The organism is Nonomuraea sp. bgisy101, from assembly GCF_057708945.1.
Genome location: NZ_JBYITD010000085.1, coordinates 1 through 7,611, shown reverse-complemented (window position 1 = coordinate 7,611; position 7,611 = coordinate 1). Strand labels below are relative to the sequence as shown.

The 7,611-nt window shown below is 66.9% G+C and carries 9 protein-coding genes and 1 pseudogene; 9 read left to right on the top strand and 1 reads right to left on the bottom strand.

Translation table 11 applies throughout. The features are described from left to right. Positions 1 to 111 precede the first annotated feature (111 nt). From AC3EO4_RS55230 to AC3EO4_RS55220, 3 genes are all read left to right on the top strand, one after another. Entirely contained in the window at positions 112 to 1,161 is a 1,050-nt protein-coding gene (locus AC3EO4_RS55230) for an integrase core domain-containing protein (protein WP_431904816.1), read from the top strand. A 391-nt stretch (positions 1,162 to 1,552) separates the two neighbouring features. Beyond that, positions 1,553 to 2,077 (top strand): SigE family RNA polymerase sigma factor, encoded by a 525-nt coding sequence (locus tag AC3EO4_RS55225; RefSeq protein WP_431904814.1) that lies wholly within the window; start codon positions 1,553 to 1,555, stop codon positions 2,075 to 2,077. After that, positions 2,074 to 3,330 carry a TolB-like translocation protein gene (locus tag AC3EO4_RS55220; RefSeq protein WP_431904811.1) on the top strand — a complete coding sequence of 419 codons (1,257 nt, stop codon included), beginning with the start codon at positions 2,074 to 2,076 and terminating at the stop codon, positions 3,328 to 3,330. The genes AC3EO4_RS55225 and AC3EO4_RS55220 overlap by 4 nt, the downstream gene beginning before the upstream one ends. Here the strand turns inward: AC3EO4_RS55220 and AC3EO4_RS55215 are convergent. Beyond that, positions 3,327 to 3,776, bottom strand: a complete 450-nt coding sequence (locus AC3EO4_RS55215; RefSeq protein ID WP_431904809.1) for a hypothetical protein — start codon at positions 3,774 to 3,776, stop codon at positions 3,327 to 3,329. The two genes, AC3EO4_RS55220 and AC3EO4_RS55215, sit on opposite strands and share 4 nt — an antisense overlap. A gap of 205 nt (positions 3,777 to 3,981) precedes the next feature. Between AC3EO4_RS55215 and AC3EO4_RS55210 the strand changes: the two genes are divergently transcribed. The 6 genes and pseudogenes from AC3EO4_RS55210 to AC3EO4_RS55185 all read left to right on the top strand — a co-directional run bounded on the left by AC3EO4_RS55210 (position 3,982) and on the right by AC3EO4_RS55185 (position 7,400). Then, a complete protein-coding gene (locus tag AC3EO4_RS55210; RefSeq protein WP_431904806.1) occupies positions 3,982 to 4,425 on the top strand; it encodes a GNAT family N-acetyltransferase in 444 nt (147 codons plus the stop codon). Then, a complete protein-coding gene (locus AC3EO4_RS55205) occupies positions 4,376 to 4,537 on the top strand; it encodes a GNAT family N-acetyltransferase (protein ID WP_431904819.1) in 162 nt (53 codons plus the stop codon). Before AC3EO4_RS55210 ends, AC3EO4_RS55205 begins: the two co-directional genes overlap by 50 nt. Positions 4,538 to 5,429: 892 nt before the next feature. After that, positions 5,430 to 5,984 carry a carboxymuconolactone decarboxylase family protein gene (locus AC3EO4_RS55200; RefSeq protein ID WP_431904803.1) on the top strand — a complete coding sequence of 185 codons (555 nt, stop codon included), beginning with the start codon at positions 5,430 to 5,432 and terminating at the stop codon, positions 5,982 to 5,984. 14 nt (positions 5,985 to 5,998) lie between these two features. After that, positions 5,999 to 6,256 (top strand): annotated as a pseudogene (locus AC3EO4_RS55195) (TetR family transcriptional regulator); the annotation flags it as partial. A gap of 92 nt (positions 6,257 to 6,348) precedes the next feature. After that, complete coding sequence (locus AC3EO4_RS55190) at positions 6,349 to 6,810, top strand: TetR family transcriptional regulator (RefSeq protein WP_431904822.1); 462 nt, start codon at positions 6,349 to 6,351, stop codon at positions 6,808 to 6,810. A 98-nt stretch (positions 6,811 to 6,908) separates the two neighbouring features. Continuing rightward, positions 6,909 to 7,400: an anthrone oxygenase family protein gene (locus AC3EO4_RS55185; protein ID WP_431904800.1), complete on the top strand. Its 492-nt coding sequence runs from the start codon at positions 6,909 to 6,911 to the stop codon at positions 7,398 to 7,400. The last annotated feature ends 211 nt before the right edge of the window (positions 7,401 to 7,611 follow it).

Sequence of the window (7,611 nt, the reverse complement as noted above, 5' to 3'; positions counted from 1 at the left end):
CGAGTTAACCAGCAGAGTCCTGTACCGCGTCAAAACGCCGTCATGGCCCTCTGAGCTGTGGTTTGATTGAGTTCGCCGGCGCGGACAGGATCACGGCTTGTGCCTGTTCGTTTGCTCTATCTGATCACGGTTCGGGTGTTCGGCTGGCTGATGCTATTGGGCCGCAGCCAAGCATCGAAACACGTTGAAATCATGGTGCTGCGTCACGAGGTGGCGGTGCTGCGGCGTCAGGTCGCGCGCCCGAAGCCGGACTGGGCCGACCGGGCCGTTCTCGCGGCGTTGGCCCGGTGGTTACCGAGCGTGCTGCGCGCTCATCGGCTTGTCACTCCGGCGACCTTGCTGGCTTGGCATCGTCGTCTACTTCGCTGGGACTGGACCTATCCGCAGCGGCCTGGGCGTCCAAGGACGAGTCGGGAGATCCGGGACTTGATCATCCGTCTGTCGCGGGAGAATCCCGCGTGGGGCTACCGCCGGGTGTATGGGGAACTGGTGCGGCTCGGCTACCAGATCAGCGAGGCGACCGTGCGGCGCGTGCTACGCTCACTCCGCTTCGGCCCGGCGCCTCGAAATCTCGATACTTCCTGGCGGACCTTCCTACGCGCCCAGGCCAAGGGGCTTCTGGCCTGCGATTTCTTCCATGTTGACACGATCTTTCTGAAGCGCTTGTACGTGTTGTTCGTGATGGAGGTTCGTACGCGGCGCGTGCACATCCTGGGCGTGACCTCCCACCCGACCGGCGCCTGGACCGCTCAGCAAGCGCGCAATCTCCTGATCGACATCGGCGAGCAAGCAGCATTGTTTCGTTTCCTCATCCGCGATCGTGACGCCAAGTTCGCCGCTGTCTTCGATGAGATCTTTGCCGCGGTGGGCATCACGGTGCTGAAGACGCCGCCGCGGACACCTCGGGCGAATTGCTATGCCGAGCGGTGGATCCGTACGGTGCGCGCCGAGGTCGCCGACCGCATGCTGATCTACGGTGAACGTCACCTGCGCGCGGTCCTAGACGAGTACGTCGGTCACTACAACGGCCACCGACCTCACCAGGCACGAGGGCAACGACCACCCGATCAAGACGAACAGGCGGTGGTGCCGACAGAAGGCCGGATCGAACGCCGCAAAGTACTCGGAGGAGCGATCAACGAGTACCGCCGAACCGCATAAGCCAGGCGGAGAAACCCCAGCTCAGACCGTACATGCGAGTTTTGAAGCACTACAAGGCCACGCCGAGCTCTTTGAGCGCGGTGTGGCCGGTCCAAGAGGCGTGGACACCGAGCAGGCACAACCGTGAGCTTCGACTCTGCGCCTGCCGAAAACTCCGTCCACGCAGGTCAAGCGGCATGTGAGTACTCGTGGAGAACCCCGCCGAGCCGATCTCGCCAGCGTATGTTCTGGTCATCGATTCGCTTCGGGTCGGTGATCGGATCGCGTCGTAGCCGTGCAGCTGCGATCCAGCGGCTCCTCTTCACAGGGCCGGGGGCACGCGACGCCTCATGCAACACTTTGCGCCTCGAGTCCTTCTGGGAGGTGAAGGAACCAAGAAAGGCGAAGGCTGTTGGAACCAGATCCCCTCTTCGCGGACTTCGTCGCAGAACGAAGTGACGCGTTGCTGCGGTACGGATATGTGCTGACAGGCAACACGCATGACGCCGCCGACCTCGTGCAGGAGGCGTTGCTGCGGATGCGCCGGGCATGGTCACGGGTACATCGCAAGGACAATCCCGAGAGCTATGCCCGCACCACCATGGCCAGGCTGCACATCGCGACCTGGCGCTTGCGCCGCCGCGAGCTGCTCACCTGGGACCTACCAGAGCGCGAGCACCACGACGCGCTGCCCACAGGGATGGAAGAGCAGATGTGGCGAGCGCTGTCCGGCTTGCCGCGCAAACAGCGAGCCGTGCTGGTGCTGCGCTACTACGAGCAGCTGAGCGACGCGGAGATCGCCCAGGTGCTCGGCGTCTCCCGCGGCACCGTACGCAGCCAGGCCTCACGCGCGCTCGACAAGCTGCGCGACGCCGTCCCGCAGGACCATCGACTCCCGTCACAGCCGTCCACCACCACCCAGGGAAGCGCCCGATGAACGATCTCGAGACCACGTTGCGCCAGACCCTCGGCCACGCCGCGGAACAGGCGCCGCACGCGCCGGCGACGCTCGCCGTACACCTGGAAGGCCGTCATCGGCGGGGCCGGCAGCGGGCGCAGGCCATGGGAGCGGCTGCGGCCGTCGTCGTGGTCGCGGCGGGAACTGCGTTCGTCCTGCGCGGCGGCCCCGAGGCCGCGGGCCCTGCCACCTCAGTCGGCCTGCCCACCACGGTCGCCTCGGCCGCGACCACGTCAGAGGCCACGCTCGCAGAGGATGAGGAGAAGGTGCTGCCGCGGCCACCCGCGATCGACCAGGTGTGGCCGGCGGCGGTCAGGAAGATCCCCGCCAAGCTGCCCGACGGCCGCGCGTACCGTCCCGAGCTCTTCCTCGACGACCACACGCTGCTCATCGAGACCTCGTCGAGTTTCGAGAAGACCGACGGGATCTACGCCTACGACCTTGGCACCGGCGAGGTGCGCAAGATCGCTGATGTGCCGACACCGAAGGGAACGGTGCTTTTCGCCTCCGACTTCACGGTCGGCGACGGGCAGGTCGTGTGGTGGACAGCTCTCAAGGGCGGCACGGCGCAGCTGTGGTCCGCGCCGGTGACCGGTGGCGAGTCGAAGATCGTGGCATCCCACCAGGCCCAGGTTCCGACCGAGGAGCGCGACAACGACGCCGCTCTCGACCGGCTGGCGATCGGAAACGGCAAGATCATGTTCTCCTTCCGTAGCGGCGGGGTGTTCACGGTTCCCCTCGGGGGCGGGACCGTCGAGCCGGTGCCGGGCGCGGAGAAGTTCCATGTCCTGAGCTGGCCATGGGTCGGCTCGGGCGGGGAATACGGTCCCGTCGAGGGCGCCAGGTTCGATGAGATCCTCAACGTCGAGACCGGCGAGACCAACACGGCCGTCACCCACCCCGGCGAGCGGAATGTCACCTGCGACACGCAGATCTGCAGCGGCGAGCGGGAAGAGGGCAAGCCCTTCATCCGGTCGCGCGACGGTTCCCAGCAGCGCGACCTGCCCGGCACCAGTGGGCCCGTTCCGCCGCCCACAGGAGGGCGCTTCTTCACGACGGCCACCCGAGACGGCATCGTCCTCCACGACCTGACCACGGGGACATCTGCCGATCTCGGAATCCGGCCCGACAAGAAGGGCAGCATGTCCCTGCCCATGCCGGAGGCGGACGGGCGGCTGCTGGGCTACCAGCTAGGCGACCAGTACGTCATCGTCGACCTTTCCAAGCTCTAGGAGGACGTCGCGGTCATCGTGGCCGACGGGGTTCCCGGCGAGGACGGGGTGGTGGGCGGCGGCTGCGGGCAGTCCTTCTTGGCCTCCTGACCGCACTGCTTTCCCGCCGGGTTGGGGTCCAGCCAAGGTAAGCCCGAAACCACAATCGCGATCTTGGCGTACTGCCGGAACGCCTGCGCGACGCCGCGGCCCGATCGCTGGCCAAGCTCGCCTTCGGCGACCTTTCCCGCTACGGGCTGCCCGCCCCGCCGTCGGGCCCCTACGAACGAATGCGAACCACCGGCGTCACCGTCGCGATCGATCAGGGCTTCGTCCGGCATCTCAAAGCCGGCCGGCTGGAAGTCGTCACGGAGATCAGCCGATTCGAAAGCGAGGAGGTGGTCCTGCGCGACGGCCGCCGCCTCCGACCGGATCTCGTGCTCGCCGCCACCGGATACCGCCCCCATGTGAGTGTTCTCAACGCCGCGGGACTACCGGTTGCGTCGTCCCCTTCACCGGGCCTGTGGTTCATCGGCTTCCGCACGGCGATCGAGGGAAACCTGCGTCAGCATCCCATCGAGGCAGGGCGCATCGCCGCGCAATCGCGCGAGCCAGGAGCCGCTCCCTGGGGCTGCCGGCCCGCGCGTGTGAGCCGAGTGGGGAGCCAGGAGGATGAGACGGTTCGAGGTCCTGCTCATGGTCGCCGATGCGGGGTGTCGTTCGCCGTCAGCCGGCCAGCCTGTCCACCGGACGGAGCTGGGCGAGGTGTGGTCGGCCGGCGGTCGTCACCGCGGCGCCCGTGACCGTGGTCAGGTGCGGGAGTCGCTGCAGCAGAGAATTCAGGCGGCGACCCTCGAGCGGGAGGGTGGCAATCTGGCGCTGGCGGTGGTTCTGCCAGAGACGGGCACGGTGATCGGCGATGTCGTGCTGTTTTGGACAAGCCGAGAGCACCGGCAGGGTGAGATCGGCTACATCTTCCACCCAGACCAGGGCGGCAAGGGGTACGCCACGGAGGCAGCCCAGGTGATGCTGCGGCTGGGGTTTCGAAGAACTCGGGCTACACCGCATCATCGGGCGTCTCAACGGGCGCAACAGCGCATCCGCGCGAGTTCTTGAACGCCTCGGCATGCGCCGCGAAGCCCACTTCACGCAGAACCAGATTGTCAAAGGCGAATGGGCGGATGAGGTCGTGTACGCGATGCTTGAGGATGAGTGGCGAGCGCGCTGACCTTCGACGCGCGCAGGCTGCGCCGCCTCGTGCGTAAGGGGAGGCCCGGATCGGATCTCCGCGGCAACGAGCCGGACATGCCTGTAGATCGACCCGACGCATCAGCAGTGATCGAGCGCATGTGGGCATGCCCATCAGCGTCAGTCCTTCAAGCCACGTCAGCGCTGCTATCGACATGGCACCTCGATGCTGGGTCCGAGGACCCGGGCGAAGAACGCTTAGTACTCGGCGGGGATGTCCCGGTGGAGTATATCGGCCCGTGCGGGGCCGCGAATATGGAGAGGCCGACCCCGCCGAAACCTCATTGCAGGATCGGGTGCCCGTGACAGTGTGCGGTCGACCCGAGCGCGGTGCCGGTGTCGCCACTGGTCCGTCAGCCTCGGGTCGTCGTCCCAGGGGGCCCGACTGGCGTCGGCCACTCCTGGGTGAGTAGCGCGGGGAGGACTCCGGGACTGGCTGCCCGGTCACGCGTGCTCCTGTCCGAGCCATAGCCACTGCGCGGGCACCACCACGGCAACCCGATGCCTGGATGGCGCGCGCGAGTACAAGCCCCCACGCGGAGGGCGTGATCGAGGCACGCCTGGGGCGATGGTGAAGATGGCCGGCTCGACGCCAAAGACCCGGCGTAGGCCATCACGTCCGCCGTACGGCCACCCGCCAGCATGCATCCGCCGAACGCCAGCAGGTTGGCATCGGCCATCCAGCCCGTCCCGGCTCGCCGCGGTGCGGCCCCGTGACGTCGAGGAATACGACCCCGTTCCCCAGCGGCGATGGGCAGCAACGCCGCTCGCCGGCATCCCAGCGCAACACCTCTTTTTGACTAGAGAAGCACTACAGCGATACTCTGACTAGAGTAACGCTTTAGTCAAAGCTCAGTTGCCAAGGAGACCACATGACCCGCGTTCCCCTCATCGACCCGGCCACCGCCGGAACCCCGGCAGCAGAACTGCTCACCGCCACCAAAAGGGCGATGGGCGTCATCCCGAACACGACCAAGGCGATGGCCAACAGCCCCGCCGCGCTCAAGGGTTTCCTGGGGCTCCTCGACGCGCTGAAGGAGGGCGCGCTCCCAGCCGCGCTTCGAGAGCGCATCGCACTGGCCGTGGCAGAGATCAACGGGTGCGCCTTCTGCCTGTCGGCGCACACCTACGTCGCCCGCAACGTGATCAAGCTCGACGAGGAGGAGATCACCGCCGCACGCCTCGGCCGTAGCGCCGACCCCAAGGCGGCTGCCGTACTGGATCTCGCGGTTGCGATCACGAACAACAACGGCCAGGTCGGGGACAACCAGTTCACCGCGGCCCGCGAGGCAGGCCTCACCGACGAGGAAATCGTCGAGGTCATCGCCAACGTCGCCTACAACATCTTCGCGAACTACATCAACGAAGCACTCGACGTGGACCTCGAACTACCGGTCGTCGCCGCCCTCTCCCCCGCTGCCGCCTGAACCCGGCACTCGCCATGCGGGCTGTCCGGGTGGACACCCGGACAGCCCATAGGCTGCGGCACAGTCATGGCATCGGGTTCGCTGGAGTGAAACTCCAGCGGAATTCGCCGATGGAGGGAGATCGGATGGCGACGTCGAGACGGTCGGGAGCCGGGGTGCGTGCAGCCAAGGCCGCCGCAACACGGGCACGCATGCTCGCCGCCGCCCGGGTACTGTTCGTCAGGCAAGGCTATGCGGCGACCACCATGCAGGCCATCGCCACCGAGGCAGGCGTCGCCGTACAGACGTTGTACTTCACCTTCGCCACCAAGCGGGCCATCCTCAAAGAGCTCCTGGACGTGGAGATCGCAGGCGACAGCGCCCCTTGGCCACCCTGGATCGGCCCTGGGTCGCCGAGGCCATGGCCGCGCCGCCGGTCGAGCAGATCCAACTCCTCGTCACCGCGACCGCGAGAATCCACGCCCGGGTCAGCCCGGTCCTCGAGGTGGTCCGCTCGGCCGCCGCCGTGGACCCCGAGATAGCCGAGCTCTGGCAGACCAACATCGGCCAGCGGCACGCCGTCATGGCGACCTTCGCCGGCGCCCTGGCGGCGAAGACCACGCTTCGCAACGGGATGGACGCACTGCGAGCCGCCGACATCTTGCTCGCGATTCTCGCGCCCGAGGCCTATCACCTACTTGTCCGCGAGCGGGGCTGGAGCGAGGAGTCATGGCAGAGCTGGGCCGCCGACGCACTCGTTCGCCAGCTCCTGCCCGACCAGGACACCTTGGCGCAAGCGCCCGCGGGACGCCCCGCCAAGGACGATCATCGATCGTCACAGCGGTAATGATTCTGCAGCGAACGCCTCTCAGGAGATGACCGCGACGACGCGCCTCTCCTCCTTCCTCACGTTTCCTCTAGACGATCCGTACAGGAGATCGCATCGTGCTGATACGACCAGTCCAAGCGTTCGCGCTGCTGTCCACGGGCTTGCTCGCGGGGGCGTTCGGCTACGGGGCCGTTAACGTCATCTATGCGTTCAGGACCGTGCCCCTCGACGTGCGCTTCACGTTCCATACGGCGCTGATGCAGGTCAACGGGGTCGTCATGCAGACGACGATGGCGCTGGCAATCCTCGCCTCACTCCTGCTCGCCGCCGTTTCACGCCAGGTCCCGCGGCTCCTGTCCGCAGGCGCGGCGGTGCTGGCCTTGACCTCGTTCCTGGTCACCAGGTTCGGCAATGTCCCCATCAACGGACTGATCAAACAGTGGGCCGTCGGCCCCGTCCCTGCCGAGCACGCGGCGATCCTGCAGCGGTGGGAGATGTTCCATGTCGTGCGGACCAGCGCCGCCTTCATCGCGTTCCTCCTCGTCACCGTGGTGGTCGTCGCGGGTGACCGGTTCATGAAGTCCAGAGTCGCCCCAGTCTCCGCATGAGAAGGCCCCCACCGGCTCGAGGGGCACCCAAGGAGGAGCCCGCTCCCTGCCACGCGTGAGCTCCCCCATCCCTTCACCCGCTCCTCGAAGCGGCCTCCATCGCCCCTGTGTCAGGCGCTCGCCGGATTCAGGACCAACCATTGTCAGGAGACACCTCATGAACGCCGTACCGCGACGCCTGTCGTCCATCCTCGCGGTCACGCTCGTCACC